This is a genomic window from Marinirhabdus gelatinilytica (assembly GCF_003353425.1).
Classification (GTDB): domain Bacteria; phylum Bacteroidota; class Bacteroidia; order Flavobacteriales; family Flavobacteriaceae; genus Marinirhabdus; species Marinirhabdus gelatinilytica.
The window spans coordinates 195,644-211,833 of the sequence record NZ_QRAO01000005.1 but is presented as its reverse complement, the minus strand read 5'-3'; the positions used below and the strand labels follow the sequence as shown (position 1 = coordinate 211,833).

The following is a 16,190-nucleotide window of genomic DNA, read 5'->3' as shown; positions in this document are numbered from 1 at the left end:
GGTCACGTCCACGTTGATCGTACCGTTGTTCAACACCGTCGCAGAGGGGTCCACCTGCACCACGCTGCCCTGGTGGTCCACCTGGAGGGTGCCGTCAACCGTCATGTTTCCTTGGATTTGAATGTATTCACCGGCATTTACAGTAAGGGTTGCGCCACTGCTAACCATAATGCTACAAGCATCAATATTGCCATTGGTTTCAGTGCTGTAATTTCCTGTAATTACCGCAAGATCCGTGCTCGTTGGGACACCAGTAGGTGACCAAGAAGCACCATCCCAGGTTTTAGCAGAGCTTAGGCTAATTTGAATATCGTCAACAGCCATATCGCTGGTAAATCCATTACCCAATAGTGCATTTAGTCTAATTTTAATTGTTTTTCCTGAGTATTTGCAAAGATCTACGGTTGTATCATTAAACCAGTTGGCTCCTTGATTGCCAGTTTCTGACCATTCTGTATCCCAAGTAGTGCCACCATCTTCACTAACTTCAATAGAAAGTGTTCCCATAGCGGTTCCGGACATATGATAGTCGAAACTTAACTGGGCTTTTTGGTCACTTGGAATTTTAATACACGGGGAGCCAAGTATGGCACTTCTAGGACCGGTGCCTTGGCCTCCAATATCTGATGATTCCACATAGATGTATAGGTCGCCTTGATTCGATCCTGAAGGGCCAGTTCCGCTGGAAGGTGTGGTATGACGAGAACGAATCCAAGAACTATTGGTAGAACAGGTTGCGGTTTCCTGTTCCCAAGACTTTGTTTCAAAATCCATAACGTATGGAAACGTATCGATGGTTTCTCTACAAACAGGGGCATTTTCTCCGTTATCATATAGGCATTGTAGCACATCTATTGGTTCAACCAGTGCAGATACCGCATTTCCAGTATTATAGGAGAGACTGGGTGTGGTTTCGCCGGGAGATAGTACTTGCACAAATGCGGTGGTGCCACTACTGCCTCGATTGCCCGAACCAGTGGTGTAACAGCGACTGTCGCCACCCACTCTTTTGGCACCCTGTAAAGCAGCCATCAATCTATCGGCAAGGGTTCCCTCGGCATTTAAAAAAGCACTCTGCATGTCATTTAAAATATCATCACGTCCTCCACTTGTTGAAGAATCCAAAATATTTCCTTGAATAGATATTGTAAATTCTGCATTGTCAAATTGTATGTCATTGGCGTAATTACCATTGCTACTACCTGTGAATCCAGCTGCGCCAGGGCTGTCAACACCTACGACGCCGTATTGTCTTGATGCAGAACCACCATCGGCGGCCACAGTTGCGTTAATAATTTCCTGAGGAGTATCGCCATTCAACATTCTATTTCGGGCGAATGTTTGGGTCGAGGAGTTGTAGGATGCCTGTGAATGGATTGCTCCAACAATATTATCAGCATTGGTGGTTCCATCGGTAATAAGGTCGCTCAAAAAGACAATACCACCACTAATCGTAGGAACACAGCTACAACCGGCACCTCCAACTTGGCCTGTTGTCTTGTCGTATGCTACAATAGAAAAAGTATCTCCCATGGCATCCTTTTCAGGGTCTGCAACAGGTTGGGGTAAAATTTCTTCAGTATGATTATTGGTTTCTAAGGTGTTGTTTTCTGTAAGAAAAAAAATAGTTGATAAAAGTAAAGTAGCTCCAACTAGAGCCATTTTACCGGGGTGCTTTAGTATTTTTTTATTCATGATGAGGGGGGCTTAAAAAATTTATTTAAGATTATAATTGTTGTAAAAGTGTTATTGTTAAATAGGTGTCCTGTGCGTTATCCGTAATGCTGTTGTTTCCATTATATGGGCCTGAACAGATACCGAAGAAAGCATAGCCACTAGCTGGACCACCACAAAGGGATGATACGTTTAAGCTATTTGGGTCCACATTTTCATGGTCCCAGAGCCGTGCACGTACCCTAATATTATAAGTGTCCCCCTCATTTAAATTTACGAAGTGAACTATTGTAGTTTGACGGCCAAGTGCTTGAAAAGCGTTAGTAGGAGTCCTTTTGGTGTTGGAAGACACTGTGCTTTCTCCAACCTTTACATTGTCTATCTCTAACATATAGGAACCGTGTACCGTACATTCTCGGGATGTGTCCAGTATGTTAGCAGCAGCTATATAACCCGTCACGTGTATTTCGTAGGTTCCTGTGTATGGGGCTACAAAATTTTGATCTAAACCGGGGATGGTATAGGTAGTTGTTGTATTGGCGGCACGTACCGTCTCGGTTTGTTCAAACTGAGTGGTGAAGCCTTCGTTGAACATTTTTTCCCATCTCGATCCATCCCAAAAGTAGAAACCAGGCGATACCTTGTCTACTCCGCTGCCTAGGTTTGATGTGTTGTACACCCATAGCCCTTCTTGGATAGGGGTTGAAATGGTGGTAACATCATTCCTGGATTGTAGCGATACATTAGGAATCATGAGACCTTTGTCTTCACTTTTAAGCTGAAGAATGGCGCCATCATCAGCGGTGTGGTCTCCAGAAGGTGATTCTCCAATTACTACCTGAGCTGATAGCCCTAGAGATGCTAGCAGTGTGATGAGTAGGAAATGTACTGTAGTATAATTTTTCATGTCAATTAAATTATGATAGGACTACTGATGTTGATTAATGTTGTTTGACTAGACTAATGGTCATGGTGCCTCGCTGGGCATCATTAATACTGTTTCCAGAATAACCGCTCGTGTCCTTTCCAAAAGTGCCAGTTGTAACGTTGTTAGCTAGCCACTCTCTTCCTTGTACGGCAAATCTGTACGTGGTTCCAGCGTTCAGGTCAATATTGTAAACAATGGAAGCGCTTTGGGCCAAGTTATTTACAGTTGTGCTACCCAATCGTTTTGAGGAAGTGGTGATGTACGTTTCTTTTAAGGTAGTAAAGCTTGTTGCAGCAGTGTCGGTAAAGCTTACATTATCTATGGCTATATCTGCTTGCCAAGTGGAACCGGTTACTCTGTTAAATCTCAATTGTATAGATCCTCCAATGTATGCAGATAAATCTACATTTTCAGTCCTCCAAGTATTACCTTGGTTCCCGGTTTGAGACCAAATAGAGGTCCACGACCCACCATTGTCATCACTTACTTCTAGATCGAAAGTTCCCATGTCTGCTGCGCCATACATATGATAATCGAAACTGAATGTTGCTGCGGGTACAGCGCTAAGGTCAAAGCAGGGTGAGTTGAAAATAGCCTGCATGTCTGGATATCCAGTGCCATTTCCAGAAGCTTCGACGTACATATACCAGTTTCCGTTAGATGCTGAACCTGGCCCAGTATTTCCACTGGGTGTGCCATTGGCATCACGTGTCCAATCGAGATCATCGGCGGTAGATTGTGTCCAAGCGCCTAATCCACTTTCAAAACTTTCAGTGTATGGAAATGCTGAAATCCCTCCAGCACAGCCTCCGCCACCACCGCCGCCACCGCCACCGCCGCCAGAGGTGACCATAGCCAGGCTAATAGATCCTTGTGCTGCCCCATCTCCTGTGGTACTCACCAAATCACCAGCAGCATAATAGCCTTCCACCCTAATTTGATAGGTGCCGCTAAATGGAACCGTTATATCGCCTGTGTCCAGTCCTGGAAGTGTTACGTAAGAGACATTGCTCGTACTTGCTGTTACCTCAGAGGTTTGTTCCCAATTTAGGGTGTAACCTTGTGTGTAGAAACGACGCCAGGATGTGCCGTTAAAATAGTAAAATCCTGGGACTACCTCAGTGCCTGCACTTCCTGCAGTGGCCGTATTGTACACTAGTAACCCTGTAGAAGGAAATGGGGTAATTGTGGTAGTATCATCGGTACCGGTGAGAGCGATTTTGGTCATTAAAAACCCTTTATCCGTTGCAGTTATGTCCAGAACAGATGATGCGTCTGGTGATGTAGTGTTAACCCCCACCTGTGCGCTAGAGAAAAACGAACATAAAAGCACACAACTGCACACAAGTAATAGTTGTTTTGGTATGGTAAAAAATTTCATATTGTACTACTTTAATTCAACCAAACTGAAGTATATCTGCGTAGATATTTGTTTCCAGTATTATAGTTGTTGTTTAGTTATTGCTGTTTTATAAGTGTGATGGAAATTGAACCGCGCTGGGCGTTGTCAACTCCGCTAGCCCCAGGGTAACCGCTTGTATCTTTACCAAAGGTTCCAGTGCCAACATTGTTTCTGGACCATTCCCTGCCCGAAGCAGTAAAACGGTATGTGTCAAGAATATCTAGGTCTACTGTATAGATTATAGTTGTGTTTTGCGGCAAATTGTTCAAGGTTGTACTTCCAATTCTCTTAGAGGTGGAAGTCACATACTTTTCTTCAACACGTACAGGTAGCCCAAGGAGCCCGGTTGTCATATTCAGGCTAATGGAAGCTTGCCCTACACCTTCTGAAGTTGTGCTCGATAGATTGCCGCAGGCGTAAGCTGTTTCAACTTTTATTTGATAAGTTCCAGAATAAGGAACAGTTATAAAACCAGTGTCCAGACCTGAGATTTGAGTATAAACAGAGCTTAGTACACTTGCATTGGTCTGGGACGTCTGGTCAAACTTAATGCCATAACCTCTATTGTAGAAGCGTTGCCATTGAGTCCCGTTCCAATAATAGAAACCGGGTGTTACCTGGATTGGTAATGCGCCGGCTATTACTGTATTGTATACCAGAAGACCTACGGTCGCAGCGGGGGTTATGGTGGTGTTGTCGTTTGTGCCAGTAAGTTCAACATGAGGAATTAATAATCCTTTGCTATCGCTAAATATATCTAGCAAGGCTCCGTTTGCTGGAGCAGTAGTGTTAATTCCTGCTTGCGCTTTAATTTCAGTAATGGATACTGAAAGTAAAAAAAATGTAACTAAAGCGAAAGCGGGGGAGGCTTTAAAGTACATAAGTAGTATGTTTAACGATTTGGTGTGCCAATAGTACGAATAAAACACGATTAAAACCAAATTTATTCGATGAAATACATAATTTTTTAAGAAACCTTTAAAATACTATTTCGATTTTTATAAGTAAATACTTACAAAATTTGTTGAAATGGTTGAATATGTTGTTGTTTTCTCTAAAACCAGACAACCACTTTATTTTGTATACATCTAAAAATAAGATGAATAGTGTTAAAAGTGGTTGTTTGTTGCTGATAAATATTCCTAATATCTAAAAGGCGGCTTCTTACCTTTCAAATTCAGTATTTTCTGACAAGGGTGAAATTGTCTTTTCTCCCATGGTCTTGTCTACATTTGAAGCAATCTTGTCTAACGGTGCTATAACTTCAGGAGCATCTGGAAAACGTAGTGTGCTATAGGCTATATTTTCGCCTGTATTACCACTTGTTTCATCTTTCCGGTTTGCAACGATGTGCCAAGAGAAGTTCACATTGCTTGATCCACCCTGTAATTCCTTAACGATAAAGCCAGTTGCACTTTTATTTTTTACGTATACTCCATTACAATCCCCTTCAAGTTGAATAAACACTTTTAAAGGGTGGTTTTGGTCTACCAATATGTTCTTTGCAAAAATAGGGTCTATGTTAATCGAGGCCGAGCCATTAATAAGTTGTCCTGTGCCATAATCCTCAAAAAGGATTTCAGGTGCTTCTGGCGCAAACATCACCTTTTTGTCGTTTGCATTGGCTCCTTCAACAATTGTTGAAACAACACCATTCCCAATTATCTTGTAATTTACACCATTGTGTCTGGCACCAGCATACGCATAAGAAGCATTTGAGGATACGCCGCCACTGTATAGGTAAGCTCCATAATAGGTGTCTGCTGTACCCAAAGGTGTAGTAGCATTGTTGTTTCGGCCTGCAAATTTTGCTCGAGGATCGCGTGCATCTGCATCGGTTTGTATGCCTGTATAGTTAGTAGTAAATTCTGCTGCATCCAGATTTCCGTAGGTGGTAATGGGTCCTTCGGTTTGGCCGTAAAATGCGAGTTCTGGTGAGTTACTGTTAACGCCAATGTTTAATACTGTTGTAGGTGAGTACGAAGTAGTTCCTCCGCTAATAGCTCTAAATGCAATACTTTGTTGTGTTGTGGCAGTATTGCTTGTTACTGCAAGTAAGCCATTGGCATTATTTGCTCCAGATCCCCAGGCAACAACGCCAGCGGTAAGATATGCTCCACCAGTATATGGTGTAAGACCAAGCACACCGTAGTTGTTTGCGGCATAACCAAAGACTCCAGTTCCCATCCCGGTATTTTGTCCTATCACTCCATCTCCACTTCCGCTTTCAAAACCTGCTATACCTCCACCACTTACTGAGTTGCTTTCTCCAACCACTCCATAATCCTCACCAGATTTATTTACACGCAAACCTGCATTTGTATAAATTCCAGCTCCAATTGCGGCATTCCCATCTGCAGAAATACGCATTCTTTCAGCGTTGTTGGTTTTGGTAACAATATCTGTTGCATCTGTTGTGCCCATAAAATTGTCAGCAGTGGTTGTTCCTGCATTACCTTCTAGTGACCAGTCTCGACCATTGGTGCCTCCCATGGCAATCCATTTTGAGCCATCCCAATAGTAGAAGCCAGGGAGTACTTCTGTACTGCCAGAGCTTGCGGTGTTTGTATTGTAAACTAAAAGGCCTTCTACTGGTGCTGTTATGGGTGATGCGCTGTTGGTGGCTGTGAGTGAAACTCTATTTATTAGTATTCCTTTGTTTATGGAAGCCATATCTAGTTGGGCACTTGGGTCTGGAGCGTTGGTTCCCAACCCCACGTTATCTTCTTCACCACTCACAAAAAGAGAGTTTGCATTATTGTCGGTCTCTACCCGCAGGTTCATGTCTACCCCGCCAGGGTTGAAGGACCACTCAAGATCTGAGCCTCCTCCCGTGTTGGCATTGGCATTAAAAAATGTAGAACCATTGATTACCATATCCATCTGTCGGTTTCCAGATTTCCAAAAACCCATCGTTTGGTCAGAGTTCCAGGAATAAAAGGGTCTGGCGGCACTTCCATTTGCCATCGCAAGCACTTGATCGTCATTGGCAACTCTAAAGCGCTCAATATCATTTGTTCTAAAGGTCAAGGCCTCATTGTCCAAGGTTCCAACAAAGTCGGTATCCTCATCGGTTCCTAAATTGCCTCTTAGTTTCCAGTCCATACTGTTCATATTGACCCATTGCGAGCCGTCCCAGTAATAAAATCCCTTGCCTGTAGTTGTATTGGTGTTGTAAACCAAAAGACTTTCGGTTGCGCCGCCTGTGATTGGTGCGATATTGTTTAAATTGTCAATTGATACTCTGGGGATGAGCAATCCTTTGTCAGGGCTTTCAATATCCAGTAAAGATCCTGCGTCTGGGGTAATGGTTCCTATCCCCACTTGGGATGCCATGGTAAGGCTCAAGGAGAGCGCGATTATCGTCAATAAATTTTTCTGAGGTAGTTTTGTTGTCATAGTTGTAGGTATTAGATTTGGTACCACAATGATATGCCAATAAACGACAAAATGCATAAAAATTAGATGAAATACATAAAACTTTAACATAAATCAGAAAAATCTTATAAAATGTTAAAATAATAATTCATATTTGTGCAAAAATAGTATGATTTTAATGTTTTATTTTTAATAAAATTCAATAATTATTGTCGATATATATTGTAAAATGTTTTTTTAATATCAATGCATTAATATTAACATATCGAAAAGCTTGAATACATTCGTTATTTTTGGAATTAAAATCTAAAATTTGCCATTTTCAATAATAGAGCCTCTTAATCAAAAATTAGAGTTGGAGTGGGTTGTTGATGCACCTTGCCAAGTATTTCTGAAAAGAGAGGATTTGTTGCATTCACAAGTCTCAGGAAATAAATTAAGAAAACTAAAATATTCCATTACAAAAGCCCTCGAAACCCAAAAAAATACGCTCATCACATTTGGGGGGGCATACTCAAACCATATTGCAGCCGCTGCCGCTGCCGGGAAAATAGTCGGGCTCGATACCATTGGGGTTATAAGAGGGGAGGAATTGGAGGATAAGTATAAAGACAATCCAACCCTTTCTTTTGCTGAATCTTGTGGGATGCGTTTCAAATTCGTTTCAAGAGAACACTATAGGCTGAAGGACACCCATCCCTATCTCAACAAGTTAACCTCCCAATACCCCGAAGCTCTTATAATTCCTGAAGGCGGTACCAATGCTCTTGCCATCAAGGGATGTGAAGAAATTTTGACCCGGAAAGACAGTTCTTTCAATTATATTTGCACCACTGTTGGAACAGGTGGAACTCTAGCCGGGCTGGTCTCGGCGTCCAAGGAACATCAACAAATTGTAGGATATTCGGCATTAAAAGGGACTTTTCAGGATTCCGAAGTAAAAAAATATACTCAAAAAACCAATTTCGAAATCAAAGGAGACAGCACCTTTGGCGGATATGCCAAAATAGATTCAGATTTAGTGCGTTTCATGAATACGTTTAAAGAAAATACGGGAATTTTACTGGACCCTGTGTATACGGCCAAAATGATGTACGGTATTGTACAAGATATCAAAAATGGATATTTCCCTGAAAATAGCCGTATTTTAGCCATCCACACGGGCGGGTTGCAAGGGATTGAAGGAATGAACCAAAAACTGAAAAGAAAAAATTTACCTCAAATTAAAGTATAGTATGTACAAAAAACTGGTATTGTTGTTATTGGTAATAGTAACCATGGGAGCATGTACTTCGAAAAAACGAGTGGTATCTTCCAAAAAACGACCCAAAAAAGAACGTGTTGTCATTGAAAAGAAAAATGAGGATACCCCAGCGGAGACACCTAAAACAATCATAGTTACTCCCGCACCCAACGCCAGCTATGCAGAGGTTGTACAAGCCTATATTAATAATTATCGCCAGATAGCCCAGGAAGAAATGGCACAATACGGCATACCCGCAAGTATTACACTTGCGCAGGGTATCTTGGAAAGTGGTGCAGGAAGGGGCGAGCTCACAAAAAAGGCAAACAACCATTTTGGTATTAAATGCCACGGGTGGAAAGGAGACAAAGTATATCATGACGATGATGAGGCACAGGAATGTTTCAGAAAATACAACGACCCAAAATATTCATTTCGTGACCATTCTTTGTTCCTTACCCAACGAAGTAGGTACCAAAACCTCTTCAAGCTTAGAAAAGACGACTACAAAGGGTGGGCTAAAGGCCTTAAAAAGGCTGGTTACGCTACAGATCCTAAATACCCTGATAAACTTATAAGTATCATTGAGCGCTATGATCTTGATGAATATGATGATGTTGTTTTAGGCAAAAAAAGAGGAACAAAGACCGATGTTGCTGAAAAAATTGCAACACACACAGTGAAAAAAGGAGATACGCTTTATAATATTGCAAGACGCTATAATATAACGGTAGAGACTCTTAAAAAATACAATGGTCTCACCAACAATACCATTTCAATAGGTCAAGAGTTATACTTGCACCCTGTAAAAAATCAATAATCTATGTTATACAAACGCAGCAGCGCGCTGTTTCAAGAGGCACAACAAGTCATCCCGGGTGGGGTAAATTCTCCAGTGAGAGCGTTCAAGGCAGTAGGGGGAACACCTATTTTTGCTGAAAAAGCCAAAGGAGCCTATCTCTACGATGCAGACGGAAACAAGCTACTAGATTACATAAATTCTTGGGGCCCGATGATTTTGGGGCATGCGCATCCAAAAGTGGTGGATGCCGTGGTGGAAATGGCCCAAAAGGGGACGTCCTTCGGAATGCCTACTGAAATTGAGACCGAAATAGCCGCATTGGCCGTTTCCATGGTGCCCAATATAGAAAAAATCAGGTTCGTGAACAGTGGTACCGAAGCTTGTATGAGTGCGGTACGCTTGGCACGGGGATTTACGGGCAAGGACAAGATAATAAAATTTGCAGGTTGCTACCACGGCCATAGCGATTCTTTTTTAATACAAGCAGGGAGTGGTGCCGTGACATTTGGGACTCCTAACAGCCCGGGTGTTACCCAAGGAACTGCAAAGGACACGCTCTTGGCCATGTACAACGATATTAATAACGTTGCTAAAATCATTGCTGAAAATAAAAACGAAATAGCCTGTATCATCATTGAGCCTGTTGCAGGCAACATGGGCTGCATCCCTCCAGCCGAAGGTTTTTTGCAAGCGCTCCGAAAACTCTGCGACGACAATAACATTTTGCTCGTTTTTGATGAGGTGATGACGGGCTTTAGGCTTGCAAAAGGAGGTGTACAGGAATTGTATGGTGTGGATGCAGATATTGTTACCTTCGGAAAAGTCATTGGAGGCGGTTTGCCAGTAGGGGCGTTTGCTGCCCGAGAAGAAATCATGAATCATTTGGCGCCATTGGGCCCCGTGTATCAAGCTGGTACCTTGAGTGGAAACCCTTTGGCTATGGCCGCAGGACTTGCAATGTTAACAGAATTGAATCAAAATGCAGAAATATTCGATTCCTTAGCACAAAAGACAGAATACTTACATAAAGGCCTCTCAAAAGTGATGATCGAAAATAATGTGGCCCATACCATTAACCGGGTGGGTTCTATGATATCAATCCACTTTTCTGAAACTCCTGTTACAGATTTTGAAACTGCCGCAAATGCCAATGGGGAAAACTTCAAGACGTTCTTCCACGGAATGTTGCGTGAAGGAATTTACATTGCCCCCAGCGCCTTCGAAACTTGGTTCTTGTGCGATGCACTCACCTATAAAGATTTGGACAAGACTATTGATGCGGCCGCAACGGTCGCAAAACAACTGAAATAAAAAATCCCTCCCAAAAGGGAAGGATTTTTAAGTGTTTCAAAAAGGGTCGGCTATTTTTGCATAGCTAACCACTTCTTGTACTGCTCTGGTGTTAATACCCTTTTTACGGCAGCTGCAAGTTGGTCGTCGTGCTTTTTCTTTTCAGCAATTACGGCAGCGCTTTTTTGATCTTTTCCAGTTACGTGCTTGTCATAATTTACTTCTTTTTGCACATAGGCTCTAAAGAGAGAACGTTGCTGGTCTCCTGATAGTCCTAAGTCTTCAGAAAGTTCTGCGACTTTTTGCTTTGCAACAACCTCTGGACTCTGGCTATTTGTGGATAGACTCTGGGCGGCAACCGTGTTCATTCCTAATACTAGGAAACAAGCTACTGCTATACCTGTAATAAACTTTTTCATTGGTTTTAAATTTAATTTTAGGTTACTAATGTAACTATTTTGGTGTCAATAATCCAATAATTGAGCCAAAAATTAAATTTATACCAAATTTTTATCGTCCACGGTGTTTGCGTTCACTTTTTTTCCTGTTGCGTTTTCTTTTGTGCGTTTTTTTCCATAGTTCAAACTGCTCTGGTGTGAGGATGGCTTTTAGCTGTTCCTTTGTTTGTAGCCGTTTTTCCAATTGTTCCTTTTTACGAACGAACAATTCTTCAGAAGTAAGCTCCTCTTTTTTGTCCCTATGTGCTCGTAACTGCTCCCTGTCCTTAACCATGGTTAGCTGTATGGGATAAATTTTTTGCTGTTGGGCTTCCGTAAGGTCTAGCTTCAGTGCCATTTGTTTTGTGGCCAATTCAGCTTTTTGCTCTGGGGTCCAATCATTTTTCTTTTCAGCAAATTCCTTTTTTCTTTTTCTTGAGTGATCTCCTGGCTGAGCGCTAAGGGTAAGCGTACACAGTGCCAAGGCGATTAAAACCAATTTTTTCATACTAGTATTTTTTTTAGATTATACTGTTATGACTGTAATTGTTGCCAAAGGGTTTAATGGCTTACATATTTTTCAGCAAAAAAAAGCTGCCCGAAGACAGCTTGTGATAAATAAGAACCGTTGGCTACAGGGCGTCTATGTATTCAATCAACATGTCCAGTGCTTCCTCATGAACTACGGTACGGCCCAATTGTGGCATCCGGTACGTGGGGAGTGTGCTCTGGAAACGGACTTCAATCTCACCGCGGTTGGGATAGATACCGGTATCTTCAAAAGGGGTTTCTAGCCTAAAATCTATATCAAAACCATTGGGGGCACTGCCTCCAGGTTGGTGACAATGTGCACAATTAACGTCCAGATATGCTCTTGCCCTCTCATCCAGAGAGTAGGTTGCAGTATCTGTCCAATCCGGCAACACACTTACCGAGCCTGAATTTACACCCTCAAGAATTCCTTGCGATACAAGAAAGTCCAGTTGGTTCTGGTTGGCGTAGGAGGGTACAAAATTTAAGCTGCGCAGCTTAAGACCTATTGGTAATGTGCTATTATCGTTGTTGTGGCACGTAAAACAATCCTGTTGCGATGGTATCTGGTAGTCTACATTTTGTGTGTCACCATTTTCATCAATATAGCTTATGGGTGTGGTAGAACCATTGGTTGTGTATGTAGCCTCGGTCTGGTTCTCGTTCCATATATAATCTGCGGCCTGCCATTGTCCTGCAATCTTTAAAAAGATACGTGTCTCGATTATTTGGCGACCCAATGAGGGGTCACGGTCGTCAATGTTATAGAAAAATGTTTTGGCAATAAGTGTGTTGTCCGGGAAGTTTGGTAACAGGTCGTTGCCGTTTGGTGTCAAGGTGGTTCCTTCTGGAAGGCGGATTAAACGTTGTTTTTGTGCATAATCTGTAAAAAGGGTTGTGTTCAATTCATACAGCTGAACACCGGTAGCAGGGATTAAATCTTCAGAAATCACACTGAATACGCCCATTTGGGATAGTGAATTCTTAAAAGTAATGGCCGTAGAAGCGTTTATGTTCGCACTGGGGTCACTCTGGTTGCCAGCGTCGTCCAGGGCAATTACGTAAAAGCTGTACGTGGTCTCGGGGGTGAGTCCGCTTATTACGGTAGTGGTCCCTATAATGTTTTCCTGAGCCTGTACACCATCCTGAAAAAGGGTGTAGCTGGTTACACCTACATTATCCGTTGCGGCATCCCAAGATAGCGTTATGGCGGTCTCGTCACTTAGGATAAGCTCGAGATTTGCTGGTGCCGTTGGGTTTTCTTCGTCAACTTCGGCGACAGGTGGCGGGGCATCATCGTCGCTTCCGCAAGAATGAAGTGTAAAAGCACCTAGTAGTAGAAAGGCGTACGCGAATTTTTTCATATAAAAATAGCTTTTTCGGTGCTAAAAATAGGAAAACAAAAGGTAATCCACGATTTGGCAGGTGTTAAAAATAAAACTCAAGCAAACACTGCTTTCCCTTGCCAGAAGAGTCGCTTCCCTAATTGTAGCTTTTAAAGATACGGTAACTGTGGTAGTTTCGGTTTTGAATTATAAAAATATACCCATGAAAACAAAACTGATTTTGCTAGTATTACCTATAGCATTGATTGCGGGTGTAGTTTCAGGATTTATTTCTTCTGAAGATTACCCAGAGACAAAACGAACGCTACAACCTGAAGAGGGTTGCGTATTTATGACAACCATGGGAGAGCAATCCTCCGAAGGTTTTAGTATTTTTAAGAACAACGAAAATGTACAATTCTCCGTCCGTGACGGGCTATCCTGGCTTGCCGAGGCCCAATTGCCCAATGGTGGTTATGGTGCTGGAAGCCACGCGGCACAACACGTTCGGGACCCACACGCCGTAAAGGCAGACCCCGCTACCACTGCAATGGTCGCACAAGCCTTGGTGCGCAGTGGGGTTACGCTTAAGAAGGGTGCGCATTCTGCACAGCTTACAAAGGCCATTAATTATTTATTGGAGACCGTAGAAAATAGCCCAAAGACAGACCCGTATATTACAGATGTACGCAATACACAGATCCAAAGCAAACTAGGGCAGAACATAGATGCAGTTCTAACGGCACAATTCCTTTCTACCCTTTTAGACCGAAATTTTAAGGGACTGGACAAAAAACGTGTAAACCGTGCCTTGGACATTTGCGTGGCAAAAATACAGGCGGGGACCGATGCATCTGGAAAACAAAAAGGCGCTGGCTGGGCTGGCGTGCTGCAAAGTGGCTTGGCAAACAGTGCCTTGGAGGCGGCGCAAAGTGTAGGAGCAGATGTAGATAGCGAGGTGCTGGAGCGTGCCAGAAAATATCAAAAAGATAACTACGACGATAAAAGCGGAAATATTAAAACCGAAGACGGAGCCGGTGTGATGCTTTACGCAGTGAGTGGAAGCGTGCGTGCCAGCGCAAAAGATGCCCGAAAAGCACAGGAAAAATTGAACAACGCCAAGAAAGAAGGAATTCTGGATGAGGCAGCTCCAGTTACGGTCCGAAATTTACAAAAAGCTGGGTGGAGCGAAGCCGAAGCAATTGAGTACAATACTTCCTACCAAGTATACCAATCTGCAAAGAACAAAGCGCAGGAAGACGAGGTTCTCAACGGATTTGGGAACAACGGTGGTGAAGAATTTCTCAGTTTTTTACAAACAGGGGAGTCTATGGTAGTGAACAAGGACGACGACTGGAAAAAATGGTACGACAACATGAGCGGTCGTATCCTCAAAATCCAAAATGAAGACGGTAGCTGGAACGGTCACCACTGTATTACCAGTCCGGTTTTTTGCACAGCGACCAGTGTATTGTTGCTCACCGTGGAGAACGATATAGAATATTTGAGCAATATGGGCAAGTAACGGGTCTAGATTTATAAAGCAAGATACCCTTTGCTTTTACAGCCCGATGCCAGTGTTTATATTTATAGTACCAATTATAGTTTGATGTTTAAGTTGGTTCCGCCCTTGAGCGGAAAAGCTAACCCCACAGTCGCCCATAGGGATATGGGACCGCCCATGCCAAAAGGTAGGAGCACTGTGGGGTTTTTATTTTTGGACCAGCTCTAGCGTTACTTCGTAGAGGTCCCGTTGCTCCATTTTTGCCTTGAGCCAAGCGTAAAAACTCATCACGAATATATCTTCACGTTCTTTGCCTATCCACTCAAAAGAATTTTCAACTTTATCGTAAAATGCTTTAGTGGTTACTTCTTGGGGCTTCTCGTAGTAAAAGGCTACCAGTTTTATAAAATTTAACACTCTTGTCTCGCCCAGCGATTTCAGTTTTTTATTGAATTTTTTCTGAAAGCTTTGCAAGCGTGAGAGTACCAGGTCAAGTTTGTCCAATTCAATGAGCAGTAAGATTTCTATAATAGATTTCTTCAGCACCCAGAGCCACCCCATCTTTTTCTCATACCATATATCGCTGTGATTGAGGTTTCGTAAAATTTGGAATGCCCGTGTGTATTCCTTTTGCTGAAAATACATCATAAGCAGCGATAGTGCTATATCCAGTGAATGCTCCTTGTGTTCTTCTAGTAGAGCAATTGCCTGGGGAGCCTTCCCGCGGTAATTTAAGTTCACGCCTTTTAGGGTAATTAATTTTTCAGCAAACCTGTTATGGTACATCTTGTTTTTATGCTGCATGGCGGTTTCCATTTCATTTAAAAAACCTGAGGCTTTTTCAAAATTTTTATTTCTAAAGTGTGCCAGCGCCATTAAATAAAGAATCTGGATATAGTAGAACAAGTGCTTCTTGGTAGGTTCTTTTTTTGCTGAAACCAAGGCGTACAATTGCTCCATATATGGGAGGGTACTATAATAATCGGTCTGTAATTTTGCTGCAGTGGCCGTTAGCTGAAGTAGCTGGAACAACGTTTTGTAGGTAAGTGAACTGTCCACAGTACTGGCAAAATCCTTGAAAGCCTTCTCGATTACCTGGTCCACCGAGGCGTCGCTTGGTCCCTGTAATTGTTGCTTTATCGTGGCATAGATTATATTTAAATGCTGCTCCTGCTGGAAGTGCTGTAGGTTGTCCAAGCATTTTTGTTTTACCTCGGCAAGATCTATGGAAGGGTCGAGGTGTGCGTATTGTATCTTGGTGTGGTAAATCTCGGTAAGGATGGCGTACACGTCCAGTGCGGTTGCCTTTTTTTCGGCCTGTGCCAAGGTTTTGAAAGCTGTTTTGTATTGTTTGTACTCAAACAGAATCCTAGCGGCCAGCAACAATTTCAGGATGTCCATCTCCTGGCTGGTCTCACCAGAAAAGCTCTTGGTGGCCATAAAATCTATCAAGGAATCCTGTAATCGTTTGCAAAGGGCGTGGTATTTATTTTTTGCAGGACTGCCGTACACTTTTTCGTCCAGATTTTTTGTTTCTCCATGTACGATCAGGTTGAACAGCACTTCATTTTTAGTGTCGCCCCGACGGTTCTTTTTTTGTTGAAACAATAAGAATTCACGGGCTTCCTCTTCAGAAAAGGTATCGACAATTGCTTTTATATGTTTCAATTTAAAAT

At 42.6% G+C, this 16,190-nt stretch carries 13 protein-coding genes; 4 read left to right on the top strand and 9 right to left on the bottom strand.

Features of this window, described 5'->3' with window-relative positions:
• The 5 genes from C8D94_RS13580 to C8D94_RS13560 form a co-directional block, all read right to left on the bottom strand.
• A partial coding sequence (locus tag C8D94_RS13580; RefSeq protein ID WP_115124500.1) for a DUF1028 domain-containing protein occupies window positions 1–1,695 on the bottom strand: 1,695 nt, incomplete at its 3' end.
• A 31-nt stretch (window positions 1,696–1,726) separates the two neighbouring features.
• Window positions 1,727–2,581 carry a hypothetical protein gene (locus C8D94_RS13575; protein ID WP_115124499.1) on the bottom strand — a complete coding sequence of 285 codons (855 nt, stop codon included), beginning with the start codon at window positions 2,579–2,581 and terminating at the stop codon, window positions 1,727–1,729.
• 34 nt (window positions 2,582–2,615) lie between these two features.
• On the bottom strand, window positions 2,616–3,983 hold the full coding sequence (locus C8D94_RS13570) for a choice-of-anchor J domain-containing protein (RefSeq protein WP_115124498.1): 1,368 nt from the start codon (window positions 3,981–3,983) through the stop codon (window positions 2,616–2,618).
• A 77-nt stretch (window positions 3,984–4,060) separates the two neighbouring features.
• Window positions 4,061–4,885: a hypothetical protein gene (locus C8D94_RS13565; RefSeq protein ID WP_147278559.1), complete on the bottom strand. Its 825-nt coding sequence runs from the start codon at window positions 4,883–4,885 to the stop codon at window positions 4,061–4,063.
• Window positions 4,886–5,168: 283 nt separating this feature from the next.
• The gene (locus tag C8D94_RS13560) at window positions 5,169–7,403 is read right to left on the bottom strand and encodes a hypothetical protein (RefSeq protein ID WP_147278558.1); all 2,235 of its coding nucleotides are present in this window, start codon (window positions 7,401–7,403) and stop codon (window positions 5,169–5,171) included.
• 292 nt (window positions 7,404–7,695) lie between these two features.
• On the opposite strand from C8D94_RS13560, the gene C8D94_RS13555 reads away from it, so the two are divergent.
• The 3 genes from C8D94_RS13555 to hemL are packed head-to-tail and all read left to right on the top strand — an operon-like array spanning window position 7,696 to window position 10,738.
• Window positions 7,696–8,616 (top strand): 1-aminocyclopropane-1-carboxylate deaminase/D-cysteine desulfhydrase, encoded by a 921-nt coding sequence (locus C8D94_RS13555; RefSeq protein WP_245946329.1) that lies wholly within the window; start codon window positions 7,696–7,698, stop codon window positions 8,614–8,616.
• Between the two features lies 1 nt (window position 8,617).
• Window positions 8,618–9,445, top strand: coding sequence for a glucosaminidase domain-containing protein (locus C8D94_RS13550; RefSeq protein ID WP_115124495.1), 828 nt, complete (start codon window positions 8,618–8,620; stop codon window positions 9,443–9,445).
• Between the two features lie 3 nt (window positions 9,446–9,448).
• Window positions 9,449–10,738: a glutamate-1-semialdehyde 2,1-aminomutase gene (gene hemL, locus C8D94_RS13545; RefSeq protein ID WP_115124494.1), complete on the top strand. Its 1,290-nt coding sequence runs from the start codon at window positions 9,449–9,451 to the stop codon at window positions 10,736–10,738.
• A gap of 50 nt (window positions 10,739–10,788) precedes the next feature.
• Here hemL and C8D94_RS13540 read toward each other — a convergent pair whose 3' ends face one another.
• The 3 genes from C8D94_RS13540 to C8D94_RS13530 form a co-directional block, all read right to left on the bottom strand.
• Entirely contained in the window at window positions 10,789–11,136 is a 348-nt protein-coding gene (locus C8D94_RS13540; protein ID WP_115124493.1) for a hypothetical protein, read from the bottom strand.
• 91 nt (window positions 11,137–11,227) lie between these two features.
• Window positions 11,228–11,662, bottom strand: a complete 435-nt coding sequence (locus C8D94_RS13535) for a hypothetical protein (protein ID WP_115124492.1) — start codon at window positions 11,660–11,662, stop codon at window positions 11,228–11,230.
• A gap of 124 nt (window positions 11,663–11,786) precedes the next feature.
• Window positions 11,787–13,049, bottom strand: coding sequence for a fibronectin type III domain-containing protein (locus tag C8D94_RS13530; protein WP_115124491.1), 1,263 nt, complete (start codon window positions 13,047–13,049; stop codon window positions 11,787–11,789).
• 184 nt (window positions 13,050–13,233) lie between these two features.
• Here C8D94_RS13530 and C8D94_RS13525 point away from each other — a divergent pair, with 184 nt between their 5' ends.
• Window positions 13,234–14,535: a hypothetical protein gene (locus C8D94_RS13525; protein WP_147278557.1), complete on the top strand. Its 1,302-nt coding sequence runs from the start codon at window positions 13,234–13,236 to the stop codon at window positions 14,533–14,535.
• 186 nt (window positions 14,536–14,721) lie between these two features.
• On the opposite strand, the gene C8D94_RS13520 is transcribed toward C8D94_RS13525, so the two are convergent.
• Window positions 14,722–16,182, bottom strand: coding sequence for a hypothetical protein (locus C8D94_RS13520; protein WP_115124489.1), 1,461 nt, complete (start codon window positions 16,180–16,182; stop codon window positions 14,722–14,724).
• Window positions 16,183–16,190 lie beyond the last annotated feature (8 nt).

Excerpts from the sequence above, each read along its gene's own strand:
- C8D94_RS13570 (WP_115124498.1), bottom strand. The coding sequence starts at position 3,983 with ATGAAATTTTTTACCATACCAAAACAACTATTACTTGTGTGCAGTTGT.
- C8D94_RS13530 (WP_115124491.1), bottom strand. The coding sequence starts at position 13,049 with ATGAAAAAATTCGCGTACGCCTTTCTACTACTAGGTGCTTTTACACTT.
- C8D94_RS13565 (WP_147278559.1), bottom strand. The coding sequence starts at position 4,885 with ATGTACTTTAAAGCCTCCCCCGCTTTCGCTTTAGTTACATTTTTTTTA.
- C8D94_RS13575 (WP_115124499.1), bottom strand. The coding sequence starts at position 2,581 with ATGAAAAATTATACTACAGTACATTTCCTACTCATCACACTGCTAGCA.
- C8D94_RS13550 (WP_115124495.1), top strand. The coding sequence starts at position 8,618 with ATGTACAAAAAACTGGTATTGTTGTTATTGGTAATAGTAACCATGGGA.
- C8D94_RS13560 (WP_147278558.1), bottom strand. The coding sequence starts at position 7,403 with ATGACAACAAAACTACCTCAGAAAAATTTATTGACGATAATCGCGCTC.
- hemL (WP_115124494.1), top strand. The coding sequence starts at position 9,449 with ATGTTATACAAACGCAGCAGCGCGCTGTTTCAAGAGGCACAACAAGTC.
- C8D94_RS13535 (WP_115124492.1), bottom strand. The coding sequence starts at position 11,662 with ATGAAAAAATTGGTTTTAATCGCCTTGGCACTGTGTACGCTTACCCTT.
- C8D94_RS13525 (WP_147278557.1), top strand. The coding sequence starts at position 13,234 with ATGAAAACAAAACTGATTTTGCTAGTATTACCTATAGCATTGATTGCG.
- C8D94_RS13540 (WP_115124493.1), bottom strand. The coding sequence starts at position 11,136 with ATGAAAAAGTTTATTACAGGTATAGCAGTAGCTTGTTTCCTAGTATTA.